This is a genomic window from Acinetobacter sp. IK23 (assembly GCF_035615275.1).
GTDB lineage: Bacteria > Pseudomonadota > Gammaproteobacteria > Pseudomonadales > Moraxellaceae > Acinetobacter > Acinetobacter seifertii.
In genome coordinates this window covers 1-17092 of record NZ_JANBNX010000043.1, presented here as the reverse complement: position 1 = coordinate 17092, position 17092 = coordinate 1, and the positions used below count along the sequence as shown (strand labels likewise).

Below are 17092 nucleotides of genomic sequence, written 5' to 3'. Positions count from 1 at the left end.
CCGAGTCGCTGTCAGAGTCGCTGTCGCTATCAGAGTCAGAGTCGCTGTCAGAATCAGAGTCGCTGTCAGAATCAGAATCGCTGTCGCTATCAGAATCAGAGTCACTGTCGGAGTCAGAATCAGAGTCACTGTCAGAATCAGAGTCGCTATCAGAATCTGAGTCGCTGTCAGAATCAGAGTCACTGTCAGAGTCAGAATCGCTGTCAGAATCAGAATCGCTGTCGCTATCAGAGTCGCTGTCAGAATCTGAGTCGCTATCAGAATCAGAGTCGCTATCAGAATCAGAGTCGCTATCAGAGTCTGAGTCACTGTCAGAGTCTGAGTCACTGTCAGAGTCTGAGTCACTGTCAGAGTCTGAGTCGCTGTCAGAGTCTGAGTCACTGTCAGAATCAGATTCACCGATAATGATTAATGTACCTGTTGTAGAGCCTTTATTACCCGCCGTATCAGTAGCAGTCACAAGGATTGTATGTGATCCATCACTTAAAGCAGGTAGCGTGTTATCTGCTAGTGTCCATGTTCCATCACCGTTATTTACGGCTGTGTACTCTACACCATCTACAGTTACAATCACTTTCGCAGTAGGGTCATCTACAGTACCAGTTAATGTAGGTGTATTATCATGACTAGATAATTCATCAAACGTTACAGTCGGCGCTACAGCGTCAACAATCTCTGTTGCCGGTGGTGAGGTATTACCTGCCGGATCAGTTGCCGTTGCCTTAACTTCATCGCCATCTTTAAGACCTGGATTTGGTACTGTCCAGCTACCATCTGTACCCACCACAACTGTTGCTGTTGTACCATCAGGGAACGTGACTGTTACTGTTGAGCCTGGTTCTGCCGTACCTGTAATCGGATCTGTACCATTGATTGGATCAATCTCTGGCGCGTTCGGCGCGATAGCATCAACAACCTCTGTTGCCGGTGGTGATGTATTACCTGCCGGATCAGTCGCTGTTGCCTTAACTTCATCGCCATCTTTAAGACCTGGATTTGGTACTGTCCAGCTACCATCTGTACCCGCCACAACTGTTGCTGTTGTGCCATCTGGGAGCGTGACTGTTACTGTTGAGCCTGGTTCTGCCGTACCTGTAATCGGATCTGTACCATTGATTGGATCAATCTCTGGCGCGTTCGGTGCGATAGCATCAACAACCTCTGTTGCTGGTGGTGATGTATTACCTGCCGGATCAGTTGCCGTTGCCTTAACTTCATCACCATCTTTAAGACCTGGATTTGGTACTGTCCAGCTGCCATCTGTACCCACCACAACTGTTGCTGTTGTGCCATCAGGGAACGTGACTGTTACTGTTGAGCCTGGTTCTGCCGTACCTGTAATCGGATCTGTACCATTGATTGGATCAATCTCTGGCGCGTTTGGTGCGATAGCATCAACAACCTCTGTTGCCGGTGGTGAGGTATTACCTGCCGGATCAGTCGCTGTTGCCTTAACTTCATCGCCATCATTCAAACCAGGGTTTGGTACTGTCCAGCTACCATCTGTACCCACCACAACTGTTGCTGTTGTGCCATCAGGGAACGTGACTGTTACTGTTGAGCCTGGTTCTGCCGTACCTGTAATCGGATCTGTACCATTGATTGGATCAATCTCTGGCGCGTTCGGTGCGATAGCATCAACAATCTCTGTTGCCGGTGGTGAGGTATTACCTGCCGGATCAGTTGCCGTTGCCTTAACTTCATCGCCATCTTTAAGACCTGGATTTGGTACTGTCCAGCTACCATCTGTACCCACCACAACTGTTGCTGTTGTACCATCAGGGAACGTGACTGTTACTGTTGAGCCTGGTTCTGCTTTACCTGTAATCGGATCTGTACCATTGATTGGATCAATCTCTGGCGCGTTCGGCGCGATAGCATCAACAATTTGCGTGGCCGGTGGTGAGGTATTACCTGCCGGATCAGTTGCCGTTGCCTTAACTTCATCACCATCTTTAAGACCTGGATTTGGTACTGTCCAGCTACCATCTGTACCCGCCACAACTGTTGCTGTTGTGCCATCAGGGAACGTGACTTTTACTGTTGAGCCTGGTTCTGCTTTACCTGTAATCGGGTCTTTGCCGTTAATTAAATCTATAAGTGGAGCATCTGGAGCCGTCGTATCTTTTTGTTTTGTGTCATCTGTTTTATCATCGCTATTATGAGCCCACCACAGAATTCCTGCTGCGGTTAACGGTACAGATAACCATGCCCATGGAGATGCAGCTCCATCATGATAAAGTAGTGGTTCAATACTATCGATATAACTATAAGTAATATGTTCTAATAATGCACCGTTGGCATCAGTAAACTGTACCCACAATAACTTATGATTATCATCTTCGAAAACTAAACTATTATCTGTTGAATAATTACTATCATTAAAGAAATCAACTATTACTATTTTTTCACCATTTTTTAAAGTAATAATTGCATTTCTACCGTCTTGTCTAATTTCAGAAACATCATCTTTATTTACTTTTATTAAAATAACTGATGCTTCAGAAAGAGAGACTGTATCCTTTGTCGTAATTTCTAAGGTTTCATGACTCTCCTTAGAAACCACCCTTATCTCAGACATATTTATTCCCCTTCGTAGGATTATTTAATTAAACCAATCCAATTTAGAGCTCTTAAATCTTATTAAATAAGAAGAGCCCAAATTAAGGAGTAAATTAGATAAAATAAAGGTCAACCTCAACGCAAAAACAAATTATAAACATGAATTTCATCACAAAAAAAACAGTAAAAATAAGTTTACTTATTAATCAAAACAAAACCTAAATTATTAATTATTAATTTTCAAATAATTATGATCATATTAAAACGAAAATATGCTTTTAATTTTTTTATGTTTTAAAACACAACCAATAAAAACCACATATTTAAAACAAGATATTATGTTTATTATTATCTATATAGCTTTTAAATATTTAAAAGCTATATAGATATATTTTTATTTATCTTTCTCTTAATGCTTCCTTTGCTTTATTAAAAGGTTTAAGCAAGTAATCTAGTACTGTTTTTTCACCCGTACGAATATCTACTGTTGCCACCATACCCGGTGTAATACCAAAAGCTTTACCTTCTTTATTATAAAGCTTGTCGGAATCAGTTCGGATATAAACACGATAATAGAATTGGTCTTGTTTAACTTCATCACGAATTGTGTCCGGTGAAATAACCGTAACCTTACCTTTTAAACCACCATAAATTGAATAGTCATAAGCTGTGATCTTAACCAGCGCTTCTTGACCCGGACGAATAAAGGCAATGTCACGCGGTAAAATACGCGCTTCAATAAGTAGCTGCTCATCAATTGGAACAATCGTCATCAATTTACCGTTTTGCGGAATAACACCACCATGGGTAGTAACCGCAATTTCTTTTACAACACCACGTACCGGTGCTTTAAACACTGCACGATCTAAGCTGTCACTACGCCCCAGTACAACTTGTTGTTGCGTTTCACTATCGGTATTTGCTTTTGATAACTCTTCACGAGCCTGCACATAATATTGGTTCTGCACATCATTCATTTTGTTTTGCAAATCATTTGCTTCACGGCGTAAACGTAAAACTTCCACCTCACTTGCTGCACCTTTAGCAACCAACGGCTCTGTCATCGCCAGTTCTTGTTGCACCAGTTGTAAAGCTTGCTTAAAACCTGCAAGTGATTGTTCTAGATTGGCTCTACGAGATACATATAGCGCTGTTTCTTCTTGCACAAGTTTTGGTTCTTTCATCACAATTGCTGGAAAAACCAATGGCGTACCATTGACTTCCGCACGCAAACGCGCTGATGTTGCCTGAGCTGCAATTAATAAAGATCTAGACTCACCCACATTTGACGCAAAACGCGTTGGGTCTAATTGAGCAAGAATTTCGCCCTTTTGAACAATATCGCCTTCTTGTACATTGAGCTTGGTTAAAATTCCACCTTCTAAAGACTGGATAACCTGTTCTTTAGATGATGGAATCACTTTACCCGTACCGGTAGACACTTCTTCAAGTTTAAATACCCATGCCCAGATAAAGAAAATAACCAAACCAATCCCCACGATCCAGATCACTAAACTGGCACGCGGTAATGGTGGCTCTCTATAAGAGACATTCATTGAACGAGTAAGTTCTTGCTCTTGTTGTGGTTCGCTCATGAATTATCCCCTTGCACTTGTTTTTGTTGGGCTAATGATTGATTAAGAACCTGATCTCTTGGGCCATCCATCACGATCTTACCCTCATTCACGACAATAATACGATCGACCAGTTCTAAAACAGCTCGGCGGTGGGTCGCAACAATCAACGTCCGATGAGCCAGCCATACTTTTAAATGATCAATCAGTTGTTTCTCTGCTACATCATCAATAGCTGCTGTTGGTTCATCGAGCAATAACATATTAGGTTGGCGAATCAATAAACGGGCCAATAACAATGCTTGTTTCTGACCACCCGAGAAACCAACGCCCCCCTCTAAAATCAGATGATCTAATCCTTCTTTTTTCTCTTGAATAAAAGGTAATGCACCCGTCACCACTAAAGCCCGAAGAATCTCTTCATCCGTTGCAAGCGGCGCACCCAAAGTAAGGTTTTCACGAATCGTACCGTAGAACAGATGCGCATTCTGATTGAGTAAGCCCATATCACGACGTACATCAGATGGGTCAATTAAAGAAAGATCCAGACCATCTAAATGCACTGAACCCTGAATAGGGAATTGCATACCAGATAAAAGCTGAAGTAGTGTCGATTTACCTGCACCATTACGCCCCAAAATTGCAATTTTTTCACCAGCACGAATTTTTAAATGACGAACTGCAAGGCTCGGACGTGGTTCATCCTCACTATATTGAAACAAGACATTTTTTAATTCGTAGTCGCCATTTAAAACAGCCTTATGTACCAGATGAGAACGCTCCGGCTGATCAATCGGACGTTGCATAAGCTCATCTAAACTTTGTTTCGCAACTTTCGCTTGCTGTAACCGCCCTAAAACACCTGTGATATGACTAATCGGTGCCAACATTCGTGAAGATAAAATTGAACAGGCCACTAACGCACCTGTCGTCATTTCACCATCCATTACCGCAAAACATCCCACCAAAACGACAAATGCATATGTCAAACCTTGAATCTTTTGGGTCCATGCCATTAAGGTACCAACGATTTTACGCTGTCTCATAGCAATATCAGCTGAAACCTCGTTCATGTGGTTCCACTGGTTCTGGAAACGCATTTCAGCACGCAATAGCTTGATATCTTCAATACCCTGCACTGCTTCTACAAGAATTGCGTTACGGATTGAAGACTCTCTCATACCCTCTTGTGCCAATTGTGCAAGCTTCTTCTGTACTAAAATACCCGGCAAAATCATGAGAGGAACAACAAGCAACATCACCCAGAACAACTTCCCGCCAATAATCGCAAAAATGGTGAGGAACAGGAAAAAGAAAGGGAAATCTGCCATAGCAGTAATGGTGGTAGAAGTCACCAGTTCACGAACACCTTCGAGCTCACGAATCTGGGAAATAAAACTACCTGTAGACTTTGAACGGTCTTTATTTCTAATTCTTAATGCATGACCAAATACACGGTCAGAAACCCGTAAGTCTGCACGTTTACCAATAATATCAGATAAATAAACTCTGGCTACACGTAAGGTAAATTCGAAAAGTGCCGCAATGAGTACCCCGCCTGCAAGAACCCACAAGGTTGGAATTGACTGTGATGGAACAACGCGGTCATAGACCTGCATTGAGAAAACAATAGTTGCCAGTGCCAAGACATTGGCAATAAGTGAGGCAAACATAATATCAACGTAGCGCTTCCAGTCTCTGAGTACAATTGACCAGAACCAGCTTGCTTCATATGGTTTGATATATTCGTCAATACGTGCATCGGGGATAGAACTCTCAGGACGCAGAATATAAATATTTTTGAGCGTATCTTTTAAAGCACCTAAAGACACGTTCTGTGAAAGTCCCTGATCTCCACTAAACTGAATACTTACATTTCCTTGTGTATCTGCTTTATCAACAACACCGACCTGTCCATCGTTAAACTCGACCATAATAGGCAGACGCCAAGGATTAAGTAAATCTAATGAAAATGGTGCCTTACGTAAATTTAGTCCAACTTGACGCGTCATTAATTGCAAAACATCATCAAGGTTTTGATTCTGGTTCCAGTCAAGTTGTAAACGGATTCTTTCTTCTGAAGGCTCAATTCGATAATGTTTAGCAATCGTTAAAACCGCCTGCAACCAGGGCTGGTAATTTATTTTTGTCATCATGGTTGTACTTCGAACCCCTGAATTGAAATATTATTTAAGCCATAAGCTTGGCGGGAACGTCCTGTTGCCGAAATATACTGAACAATACTGTTGTAGATGTCGTAACGTGCTGACTCGAGTTCTGAGTTGGCACTATGAATGGCCTGTTCTGCATTCAATAAATCGACCAATGAACGCGTACCAAGTTTGTACTGCTCTTGATAAAGTTCACGTGTACGAACCGTTGTGGCTTGACGATTGGTCAACACCTGCATTTGACGTTGTTTATTTTCAATTTGCTCACGGCTAGTTCTGATCTGGTCCAGAACATCCAGATAAACAGAATTGACCTGAGATTTAGCAGCTTCTTCGGCATAACTTGCCATTTTTACCTGAGAAGAAATGGCCCCACCTTGATAAAACTGACTACTTGCTTCAAGCATGACTGAACTATATAGACCGTCATCTTCATTATTGTTTGGATTTCTTCCATTGATGGCTTGACTTAAGGAACCTTTAACAGACAAGGTTGGATAACGTGTTAAACGAGTCTGTTCCTTTTGGGCTTTAGCGACTTCAACATTGGCTTGAGCCGCGATCATTTTTGGAATGGTATTAAACTCAGGTTCGCTGTAGAGACCCGATTGTTTCACCAGATCATCAGGGATAACCCACATCTTATTAAAAACATCTACACCTACCAGAGTTCTTAGATGTTGCTGGTACTGACGCAATAAAGATTGTTGAGCAATTAGTGTCGACTGTGCAGATTCTAAATATGTTTGTGCCTGAACTGGATCAGCTTGGCTGCTAATACCGGCATTTGCACGTAAATTGGCAATTTCCTGAATGTGCTGGATACCAGCAATTTGCTGTTCGGCAATTTTATTTAATTGAAGATAGCGCTGAATATTGATGATCGACTGCGCAACATCAAGTGCAATATCATCAATACTGACCAGCACATTGGCCTGCTCGACTTGTACTTTGGCGCGCTGAACTGATACACCTGATTTAACTTTACCAAAATCATAAACCATTTGAGTCGCAGATAATGTGAGTAACTGTCTACCTCGCTCACCACTACTTAAATCACCTGTAGTAATACCACCTGAAAGCTGGGGATAATAACCAGCTTTGGCATAATCAATACCTGCGTTTTGGCTTGCTAAAGTTGAAATAGCTTGAGAAATATTGGGGTTTCGTTGAATTGCATATTGAATTGCATCAATTAAACTGACTTGTTTGTTCCACATAGCAGTGGAAGCAGGTAAAGAGTTCCCATCATTTCCTAGCCGCTGAAATTGGTTTTTATCAAATCCTAAATTGCTTAATTTTTGAAAATCGACAGATCGGTAGCTTTCATCCGATGTAGGTTTAAAGAGTTGAGAAACTTTTTTTGTTAAACTTTTTCCCGAGTTAACAGACGTGGTTTCTGCCTTTGTGATTGATATTGAAACACTAGAAGCAATACAAAAATATAAAAATAATTTAGTACCCGATCTGATTATAAGTTGAAAATCATTGTGGGAAAAAGATAATTTACTCATTAGAAAATCTAATCTCTTGAAATATTTTAAAACAATAAAAAACTCATTTAAAATTATTAAACCCCATATCTTAAATAAATAATTTTTAGAATAGTTTTCTTTTCAAAAAAATAAAGTGAAAAATTATTAATTTTTAAAAAAATAAGACAACTTGTTAATTTTATTAAAATTTAAATTATTAAAATAGATTTAAAACATATAAATTTAAAACCTAATAAACAGCTACAACTCAAAAACAACAAAAATTTAAATAAAAAAAACCTACCACTTGGGGAAGTGGTAGGCTATAAACTCTAAAAAAGTTATATTTCAAAGATATATTATTTATTTAAAATCATCAATAATCATTAATTTAAATAAAATTAAAACATATGATTAAAAACATATAAAATTAATAAAATAATCGCTATTACTTTTAGAAAAAGAATATATCTTGAAAAGAAGCACCAATAATCGCCCTTCCTTTTTCACACCTATATACTCATAAAATGATGTTTTTTAAGTCAGATAGAAATAGCTTAATACAGACTTTTTAACTCACCGCTTTAAAGAGAAGAACTTCTTTGAAACTCGCGTAACTGACTACCAAACTGGTGGTGCGTTAAGCTGGTAAGTTTCGACTTAGTTAATTACGAAAAAACCGCTATCTATTAGCGGTTTTTTCTTGGCTTGTATTTATTAAAATTTATAAATGGATATTAATTAATTGATTTTATTCCACTATAGGCATCAATGTATTGATTAATATTTTCTATAAAGCAGTATATGTATTTCATCCTTCATTATTAAAAAATAAAATAAATTCAAGAGTGAAATTATTAATATCTAAATCAATTAGTTTAGATACCCATAATAATGGATCTATACTGTTAAAGCGTATTTAACAATAATCGATATTCCAGATAGCAGTACAATAAAATTAATAATTTTCAAGAATTGCTGCTTAGACAATTTGAGTGTAATTCGCTTACCAATGAACGCACCTATCAACATCGATGGGATAAACAAAAGCGCAAGTGACAATAAGTTATCCGAAAAATACACGCCTGCTGTAGTAAATAGAATGACTCGAAAAACCGTACTGCATCCAATCAATGTTGTTTGAGTGACACGAATTTTTTCTGGAGTTTCGATTCGCCCATTGAGGTAAATCGCATATAAAAACCCACCGCTACCAAACATGGCTCCTAAGAAACCACCAGATAACCCAAAAGGAAAAACAAATTTTTTCTCTAGTTTTTTCTGTGGCTTAAAGCCACTTAATGAGTAAATCGCATATAAAAGAGTAAATATACCAAATGCTAGCAGTGCGTAACTTGCATTAACTCGCATCAGCAGTATAAAGCCAAGAAAACTACCGACAAACATAAGTGGTATTAGAAATTTTAATTCAGAAAAGTCTGCCTTCTTACCATCTTTAATGACATTTGAAATGGCAGCGAACATATCTAGTAAAGCTAATAGTGGAATAATTTGTGAGAGAGGCAAAAAGTTAAGTAATACAGGACTCGCAATTAATGCAGTTCCAAAACCCACCATTCCAAAAATAATATAAGAGCATACTATTGTTATTAACATTATTGAAAGTTGCAGTACTGAAAAATCTTCTAAAAGATACATTTAAAATTCCATTTTTGATTTTTAACCAAGCCAAACTACACTAAAATATAAATTATCACATAAATATTAGATAATTTTATCAAACATTAAAATATTTAATACTCATTTTTTTTGATTATTTCTTTGTTATAAAAATTTCGCTGTAAAAATAAATTTCATTATAAAAGGAAATTCAAGAATGAACTCTAAAGTAATCATCAATGGAAATGTTGATTGTAAAGAAACAATTAGTGCTGAGTTAGATGAATTCATTACTAAAATGGATGATCATGAAATTTTCCAAAACAATTATTTCAAGCATTTGACTTCTACTTCATGGACGCCAGAATCATATATTTTATTTCGTGACAATTTCTTCTATCGTACCGAGCTAACCGTAAAAGGGATTGCTCATGTATGTTCGCGATCTGCTTTTGAAAACGATATGGACACTCTAGTCCTATTCACTCACATCTTAAGTGAAGAAACTGGTATGGGTGAAAAAGCCAAGTGCCATGAAATCTTTATGGAGAATGCGCTGAATGTATTTGGCGCCGCAGAATACAATCTTCCAGAGATGAAGGTTCAACAGGCTAAGAATAGTGATCGAATCATCGCAGAGACATTGCAGTATCGAGATACTATCCAAGGTTTGATTACGGGTAGTTATCCTCGCATGTTGGGAGCAGTCATGGCTCTAGAAAACCATGCTGATAAGATGCTTACCGTATTCCGTGAAGCGTTCCGATTCAATAACAAAAACCTTGATCCAAATGAATTCGTTAAGAAAGTTGAGGTCTATTTTAACGCCCATATCGAAAATGGCGTCGAAGATCGTCATGCTCAAGATGCTAAACAGTGTGTCCATAACAACTGTAATAACCAAGAAGACCTTGATGAGATTAAGTTTGGTGCAAATGAAACATTGAAAGCCCAGCTTAAGATGTGGAATGCAATGTTTGATCAAGCTGTATCACTTTAATTAAAACGGATTTTGAGATTTCACAATGCAAAACTTAGGTATTTCACAAGCAGCCTTGAATTTACGTGAATCAATTACACACGGAACTAAGGCAAAAATTTTAGAATTAAATAAAAAGTCTAGCGCAGATGATCAGGTCATTGATTTAAGTATTGGTACTTTGGATGAAAAAACCAATAGCGGTATTGATGATGCAGTTAAGAGTTATATTTCAAATAATGCTGCAATTATCCATGAGTTTGCCCCAGTTAAAGGCTTCCCTTTCTTACGAAAGGCTATTGCTGAGCGTGTGAAGCGTTTACGAGACATCAGCTTCAATCCAGATACTGAAATCATGGTCACTCCTGGTGGTATTAAAGGTGCTATCACCGTGGTATTTCATACACTTATAAATCCAGACGATGAAGTGATTTACCCAGTACCAAACTGGCCTCATTACGCAGACATGATTGAATTGCACTTAGGTAAAGCTAAACCAATCTATGTCAAAGACTTTTATAACCAAGCGATTGATGTAGTTGAGTTAGAAAAAACCATTACTGATAAGACCAAAATTATCATTCTTGGTGACTGCCTAAACCCTTCTGGCAAAATTTATACTCGTGATGAATTAGAGTCGATTTCAAAAGTAATTTTGACTGCAAATTCCGAACGTTTATCAAAAGGTCTAAGTCCAATCTATGTGCTTTTTGATTGTCCGTATGAATCACATATTTTGAATACTAAGCCTGCAAACATTTCAAATATTACCCAGCAGTTTAAAGACCAAACACACTCCATGTGGGACTACACCATTTATATCACTGGTCCCGGTAAAACCTATGGAATGCACGGCGACCGATCTGGATATATTTGTGCTTCGGACAAACTGATTAAAGTTATGGAAAAGGTACAAGTAAACTTAAACTCATTTGCTTCGACTTATGCCCAAATTGCGACACATGAAGCAATGCAAGAATACATGGATGACGTTGCAAAGAAACGTGCGGTAGTGGCAAGACAAAACATGCAGTCATTCATTGAAGACTTGAAAAGCTGCACTGGTCTAGAAGTGACTGAACCTGAAGGTGGATTTTTCTTATTCTTGGACTTGTCAAAGTATGGCGACAAAATCCAAAAGCTAGGATTTGATTCAGCCGATCAATATCTTTTGGAAACAGCAAAAGTTGCTTCTATTGGAGGCATGCATTTTGGTGAAAACATCGATAGCCTCCGACATTACATACGCATGAATTGCGGACGTGATCCAGTGACTCTAAAAGCAGCCGCAGCACGTATTAAAGAAGCCCTTCAGAAATTGAACTAACTCATATTATTCAGGAAGTTAATTTTTAACTTCCTGAATTTACATTTTTATGGACGATATTACTTTGAAAAAGTTCTGTATCATTGGAATGGGATTCTCAGGTACATGTACCTTCATTAGCTTTGTAAAAAAATTACTAAATCAAGAGATTGATCATAAGTCATGCTCTATTACTCTTGTTGAAATGCGTGAATCTATGGGACATGGGAATCCATACGACAAAGACGAATTATTGGCTGGCCATTTGTGTAATAACCCTGCCCATTCAATGTCGCTTTGGGATAACGACTTTGTGGATTGGATGGCAGAAAATAAAAACCATCTGATGACTCATTACCCCCACCTAGTTTATAAGAAATCTTTAGCAGGTGAACTGCAAGTCTTCCCCGATCCTAACGCTTTTTATCCTAGAGCTTTGTTTGGTATCTATCTGAATGATAGATTTAAAAAATACTTAGAGTTAGCCAAATTAAATCGTATAAAAGTTGAAGTTTACGATGGCTATGAAGCTATCGATGGCTACGAGGCTAAAGGCGGTTATAATCTCGTTATTAAGAATCAAAACTTAAATCGAACCATTGAATTAAAAGGGTTTTCTAAGCTGTTGCTGACTATCGGACACTGGACTGCAAGTCGTTTAGACTCCGAACACAGTTTATTCGTAAAACCATATCCTTTTCAAAAAGTCTTAATCAGACTTAATGACATTATGAGACAAGATCATAAGCCAAATGTTCTTGTTCGCGGTATGGGCCCTAGTGGCGTTGATACCGTCATCACTCTATTTAGCGAAGGATCGTTTGTAAATGAAAACGGGGCCTTCTCAAGCTATCAGAAGGCCGTGACAGATGAAAACTTCAAAGCCTATGTTGTTAGTCGTTCAGGATACTTCCCTGCGGTACGAGGCAATAAACCTAACTATGACTTTAAGTATTTCACTCATGAATCTTTCCCTGAGTTGCAGCAGCACTTAAATCAGGTTTTATCACTAGATGATCTTCTTCATCTGCTTGATCTTGAGCTTAAAAATGCAACTAACGGTGAAGTGTCATTCAATGATTTGTGCAACTTGAAATTTGCCAATGCTTATGAAAAGTTGAAATATGATCTGGAGCATCAAGAGCTTAATGACTTAATTAATATGATCATTCTTAAAGTACGAAGAATGAAGTTTTACCGCTATTTAAGCAGTCATGATAAAAAACGCTACGACCAAGAATTTGATCACTTATTCATTCGCCTTGCCGTACCAATTCCACTGGAAAATGCACAAAAGCTGAAATGCCTATTTGAAGCTGGTCTACTGCAATCACTTAAACTTGGCTATAACAGTAAACCTCTAAAAATAATGGATAACCATGTACAGCTCACTGATGAGCTAGGGCATTCATTTGATTTTAATCTTGTGGTGAATACGATCAGTCAAGACTTTGATATCTATAAACATCCCTCAGCATTGGTTAAATCATTGTTAGAGCAAAAGAATATTGTCCCGAATATGGAGGATGAATATAACACTGGAGGTTTAATGCTGGATGGTTTCGAGACCTACAAACTGATGGAAAACCGTAGAGGATTTATAAAGCCCTCAGAGTATTTTTACTCTTTTGGTGTGCTTACCCGATACTGGCAGAATGAACGTAACTTTTCCAAAGCGATTGTTGATGCGGCTGATTCTGTCTCGGCTGATTGGGTTGAATTGTTTCAAAAGCATCTGAGTGAACCCATATTTACGCCAGAACAACTCTATAAAATTAGTTAATCGGACGAGGAAAATGATCAATGGAAATGCATCAGTTTTGTTATGACCGCGATATTAGGATAGTGCTGTGCAATTTAAAAGATAGCCTGTTTCCGTTTCATAAGCATACTCATATCCCCGATCTTGTGTACTGCTCAAAAGGTGCTATTCAGGTTGAGTTACCAGATTTGCAGCAGAAATATATTGTTAATCAGGGGAACTTTTTTCAAATTCCCCCCAATGTTAGACACAGATTTGCAAATAAAGATATTGAGGTTGAAAGCCGTTATATCATTCTGCAAATTGGAGAGTTTAGTATTGAATTTTTTAAAAATATTGAAGAAATAGAACCACTACTTGCCAATATTGAACCTAAAACTCGACTGAGTTCAGATATTTTTATTAAGGACTATAACGCTGACATTCAATATATTATTGAAGACTTTAAAAACAATAGAAAAAAGGAAATTAGTACCGAGGAACAAGCCGACATTATTCAAGCATTAGAAGTATTTTTGCAGAATGGATATAAGTTAAAATTTCCAGAGAAATCGTACTTTTTTGCTTAATCCACCTGCGTGTTAGTCATGCAAAGCATCGTTATATATTCAAGCAGGCTCCCAAGTGAGGTATGCCTTTATTCGGGACACCAGCGTATCTGGCCAATCCGTCGTTTGTGTTCAACTTTAGATGTTCATCACAGCGGCTATTACGCATGGTTAAAGCAACCCATCAGTGAGACTGCTAAGAAACGGCAACAGCTTTCAGGTCTCATTAAACAGTTCTGGCTCGAATCTGGTGGAGTTTATGGCTATCGCAAGATTCACTGTGATTTAAAAGATATCGGTGAAGGCTGTGGAATTAATCGGGTATATCGACTGATGAAAGCGGATGGGCTTAAATCACAGCGTGGCTATCGCAAGCCTAGAGCTTATGCTGGTATGCCAAGTATTGTCTCCACAAACACTTTAGACCGGCAGTTTAATCCAACTCAGCCTAATCAGCGGTGGGTTACTGATATCACCTATATTCGTACACATGAAGGCTGGTTATATCTTGCGGTGGTGATTGATTTATTTTCGCGCCTTGTGGTTGGCTGGTCTATGAAATCGAGAATGACTACAGACCTGGTTTTAGATGCATTACTGATGGCTCTATGGCGAAGGAAGCCGAAGCATAAAGTACTCATTCACTCAGACCAAGGCAGTCAATATACGAGTCATGAATGGCAAGCTTTTCTCAAGCATCATAATCTGGAAAGCAGTATGAGCAGAAGAGGAAATTGCCATGATAATGCTGTTGCTGAGAGCTTCTTTCAGTTGCTAAAGCGAGAGCGTATTAAGAAGAAAATTTACGTATCAAGATCAGAGGCTAGAGCAGACATATTTGAATATATTGAAATGTTTTATAACTCAAAACGACGACATGGTTCCAATGGACAACGTTCTCCATTAGATTATGAAAAAGCCCATCAAAAGATGGTTATGTGTGTCTAGAATTTTGGTGGCTATTCATAGTTCGCTTAGGAAGCCATAGCGAACTAGCAATTTAAACAGCCTAACTTCAAACGATAAAAATTTAAAAAATATAGTAAAAAATGGGAGTTAAAGTCCCTCATTTTTTGATTCGTATAAAAGATTTTTTGCTAAGATACAGGGCCAAATTCAACTACACTGAACTCCCACTTACCATCTAATTCTTTAGCTAAATAAGTGTTTATCTGAGAACTTAAATTCCCTTCGTAGTATCCACCTTTAATAATACAATCAGTTCTGCTTGAACACTGTATATTCGAAATTGTAAAAAGGATTGCTAATGAATTATCACTTTTACTTATCACTTTGTCTTTAACTTCACACTCAGAGTAGTTAACAACATGATTAGATTGTTTTTGGTTTAGTGCAATCAATGTAGATTTATTTATGTCTCTAATTCGCCCTTGATTATCAGTTAATCCTACACAGTAAGCAGTCTTTGGTTCATTCTTGAAGGTTGCTGAATTATTTTTAAATAAATGATTGAAAAAAGACATCTCTATATCTGTATGATGCTTTGAAGGTTCAACTTTGCTCATAGTTGAACATCCACTTATAGCAAGTATAGTTAAAATAAATTTGATTTTTAATAAAATTTTTACCATAAGTCACTTTAGTATCTTACTTTTCTGAAAAAGAATATACCATTTAATAACTAAAAATATTAGCTAATTACTAATTAATACTCAAATATTAAAATTGAATACTTATCCAACAGGGCCAGCAGCAACTTTGATTTGTATTCTAGATGCACATCCAAGCCTGATTTAAAATCATGAGACAATAAAAAACCCCGACATCCTGTCGGGGGTTTTTCGTATTTGGTACTAGGGTCAACTCCTGTCATCCCTCGCGTTCTGTCGCTGATCTTATTGTTGTTATATGGAACATCCTGTTCTCGATGAATCCATAATAGGAAATTGAGCTAAATGTGCCTATTGGCAATTTTCCTGAATTGTTGTACGCCAGAACGTACATGGACATATCCTCAAATTATCCCGATATTTGTCCGCAGGAAATGGGGATAATTTCAGAAATGAGAGTCTTTAGAAATCAAGAAAAACTGAAATTTTGAGCATTTTTCAACCAATTTTATTGGCTAAAAGTGACAAAAGTGCTTAAAAAGCAGGCGACATGTGTCTAAGTCGGCTTTCCACCGATTTTTTAGTCATGACTAATTTTTTAAATATTTGAAAAACAATAACTTTTTATAATTGACTTCGTATAACCGCCATTATGTTAAATAGAAGAAATCGCTAGATATTTTTTAAAAATTAATGATAAAACATTTTCTAGAAAAATAGATTCTATTCTAGGGGCAAAAATGAATATCAATGAGGTAGAAAGTCCTATTGATTTAAGAAATTTAAATGACGCATCTGAGTGGGCTGCTGAAGTAAATATAAAACGTCCATGGAGATATGAATTTTTTGATGCTTATGTGGATGAGATTAATAAGGTAAGTATTGAAAGCCCTAAAGTTCTTGAATTAGGTTCTGGTCCAGGATATTTAGCAAAGGTTTTATTAGAAAATTTATCAAATATTAGTTATACAGCAATAGATTTCTCAGAAGCTATGCACCAATTATCAAGAGAAAATTTAGGTAAATTGAATGCAAAAGCAAAGTATCTCATTGCTAATTTTAAAGATTCTGATTGGTTCCATATAGTAGAACAAGAAAAGTATGACATTGTGATAATTCATCAAGCATTACATGAATTAAGACATAAGGCCTATGCTAAGAATTTTCATACCCAAGTTAGAGATCATTTATTAAATAAGAATGGGGTATATATAGTTACAGATCATATTATTGCAGATAATGGTATGAAAAATAATGATTTGTATATGACAGTTGATGAACATGTAAAAGAGTTATCTTTAGCAGGATTTACTCAAATTAATATTTTAAAAGAAAAAAATGCTCTATGTTCTTTTAAGGTTTCCTACAATTAACATAATACGCCTTATGCGAAATGTTTTTGTAACTCCAAAATAGAAATGTCCGGTTTTTCCAAAGTAAAAATGTCCGCTTTTAGAATATGCGTATTTGCGATTATTGAAGCGGACTGTTTGATATGTTGGTGTCTATGTCGGATAAAGAACT

General features: G+C 37.5%; 11 protein-coding genes and 1 pseudogene. 6 read left to right on the top strand and 6 right to left on the bottom strand.

From position 1 onward, the window contains the following. The 5 genes from MSG95_RS18115 to MSG95_RS18090 form a co-directional block, all read right to left on the bottom strand. Positions 1-2581 (bottom strand): Ig-like domain-containing protein (locus MSG95_RS18115; protein ID WP_420714280.1); only part of this gene is annotated, 2581 nt, incomplete at its 3' end. A gap of 379 nt (positions 2582-2960) precedes the next feature. Continuing rightward, the gene (locus MSG95_RS18105; protein ID WP_324624812.1) at positions 2961-4157 is read right to left on the bottom strand and encodes an HlyD family efflux transporter periplasmic adaptor subunit; all 1197 of its coding nucleotides are present in this window, start codon (positions 4155-4157) and stop codon (positions 2961-2963) included. Further along, positions 4154-6292 (bottom strand): type I secretion system permease/ATPase, encoded by a 2139-nt coding sequence (locus MSG95_RS18100; RefSeq protein WP_324624813.1) that lies wholly within the window; start codon positions 6290-6292, stop codon positions 4154-4156. Before MSG95_RS18100 ends, MSG95_RS18105 begins: the two co-directional genes overlap by 4 nt. After that, on the bottom strand, positions 6289-7821 hold the full coding sequence (locus MSG95_RS18095) for a TolC family outer membrane protein (RefSeq protein WP_420713562.1): 1533 nt from the start codon (positions 7819-7821) through the stop codon (positions 6289-6291). Before MSG95_RS18095 ends, MSG95_RS18100 begins: the two co-directional genes overlap by 4 nt. 861 nt (positions 7822-8682) lie before the next feature. Continuing rightward, positions 8683-9441, bottom strand: a complete 759-nt coding sequence (locus tag MSG95_RS18090) for a sulfite exporter TauE/SafE family protein (RefSeq protein ID WP_004703552.1) — start codon at positions 9439-9441, stop codon at positions 8683-8685. A gap of 178 nt (positions 9442-9619) precedes the next feature. On the opposite strand from MSG95_RS18090, the gene MSG95_RS18085 reads away from it, so the two are divergent. The 5 genes and pseudogenes from MSG95_RS18085 to MSG95_RS18065 form a co-directional block, all read left to right on the top strand. Next, entirely contained in the window at positions 9620-10402 is a 783-nt protein-coding gene (locus MSG95_RS18085) for an iron-containing redox enzyme family protein (protein WP_309171644.1), read from the top strand. A 25-nt stretch (positions 10403-10427) separates the two neighbouring features. Further along, positions 10428-11708 carry a pyridoxal phosphate-dependent aminotransferase gene (locus MSG95_RS18080; protein ID WP_324624814.1) on the top strand — a complete coding sequence of 427 codons (1281 nt, stop codon included), beginning with the start codon at positions 10428-10430 and terminating at the stop codon, positions 11706-11708. 49 nt (positions 11709-11757) lie between these two features. Continuing rightward, complete coding sequence (locus MSG95_RS18075) at positions 11758-13470, top strand: FAD/NAD(P)-binding protein (protein WP_324624815.1); 1713 nt, start codon at positions 11758-11760, stop codon at positions 13468-13470. A gap of 20 nt (positions 13471-13490) precedes the next feature. Further along, positions 13491-14018, top strand: a complete 528-nt coding sequence (locus MSG95_RS18070) for a cupin domain-containing protein (protein WP_324624816.1) — start codon at positions 13491-13493, stop codon at positions 14016-14018. Positions 14019-14070: 52 nt separating this feature from the next. Beyond that, a pseudogene (locus MSG95_RS18065) lies at positions 14071-14945 on the top strand (IS3 family transposase); the annotation flags it as partial. A 149-nt stretch (positions 14946-15094) separates the two neighbouring features. Here MSG95_RS18065 and MSG95_RS18060 read toward each other — a convergent pair. After that, positions 15095-15523 carry a hypothetical protein gene (locus tag MSG95_RS18060; protein ID WP_324645174.1) on the bottom strand — a complete coding sequence of 143 codons (429 nt, stop codon included), beginning with the start codon at positions 15521-15523 and terminating at the stop codon, positions 15095-15097. 785 nt (positions 15524-16308) lie between these two features. Here MSG95_RS18060 and MSG95_RS18055 point away from each other — a divergent pair. Continuing rightward, positions 16309-16941 (top strand): class I SAM-dependent methyltransferase, encoded by a 633-nt coding sequence (locus tag MSG95_RS18055; RefSeq protein ID WP_324645172.1) that lies wholly within the window; start codon positions 16309-16311, stop codon positions 16939-16941. Positions 16942-17092: the final 151 nt, after the last annotated feature.

What these genes read in the sequence shown, in the direction of transcription:
- MSG95_RS18075 (WP_324624815.1), top strand. Translation starts at nt 11,758, where the DNA reads ATGGACGATATTACTTTGAAAAAGTTCTGTATCATTGGAATGGGATTC.
- MSG95_RS18085 (WP_309171644.1), top strand. Translation starts at nt 9,620, where the DNA reads ATGAACTCTAAAGTAATCATCAATGGAAATGTTGATTGTAAAGAAACA.
- MSG95_RS18070 (WP_324624816.1), top strand. Translation starts at nt 13,491, where the DNA reads ATGGAAATGCATCAGTTTTGTTATGACCGCGATATTAGGATAGTGCTG.
- MSG95_RS18100 (WP_324624813.1), bottom strand. Translation starts at nt 6,292, where the DNA reads ATGATGACAAAAATAAATTACCAGCCCTGGTTGCAGGCGGTTTTAACG.
- MSG95_RS18055 (WP_324645172.1), top strand. Translation starts at nt 16,309, where the DNA reads ATGAATATCAATGAGGTAGAAAGTCCTATTGATTTAAGAAATTTAAAT.
- MSG95_RS18060 (WP_324645174.1), bottom strand. Translation starts at nt 15,523, where the DNA reads ATGAGCAAAGTTGAACCTTCAAAGCATCATACAGATATAGAGATGTCT.
- MSG95_RS18090 (WP_004703552.1), bottom strand. Translation starts at nt 9,441, where the DNA reads ATGTATCTTTTAGAAGATTTTTCAGTACTGCAACTTTCAATAATGTTA.
- MSG95_RS18080 (WP_324624814.1), top strand. Translation starts at nt 10,428, where the DNA reads ATGCAAAACTTAGGTATTTCACAAGCAGCCTTGAATTTACGTGAATCA.
- MSG95_RS18105 (WP_324624812.1), bottom strand. Translation starts at nt 4,157, where the DNA reads ATGAGCGAACCACAACAAGAGCAAGAACTTACTCGTTCAATGAATGTC.
- MSG95_RS18095 (WP_420713562.1), bottom strand. Translation starts at nt 7,821, where the DNA reads ATGAGTAAATTATCTTTTTCCCACAATGATTTTCAACTTATAATCAGA.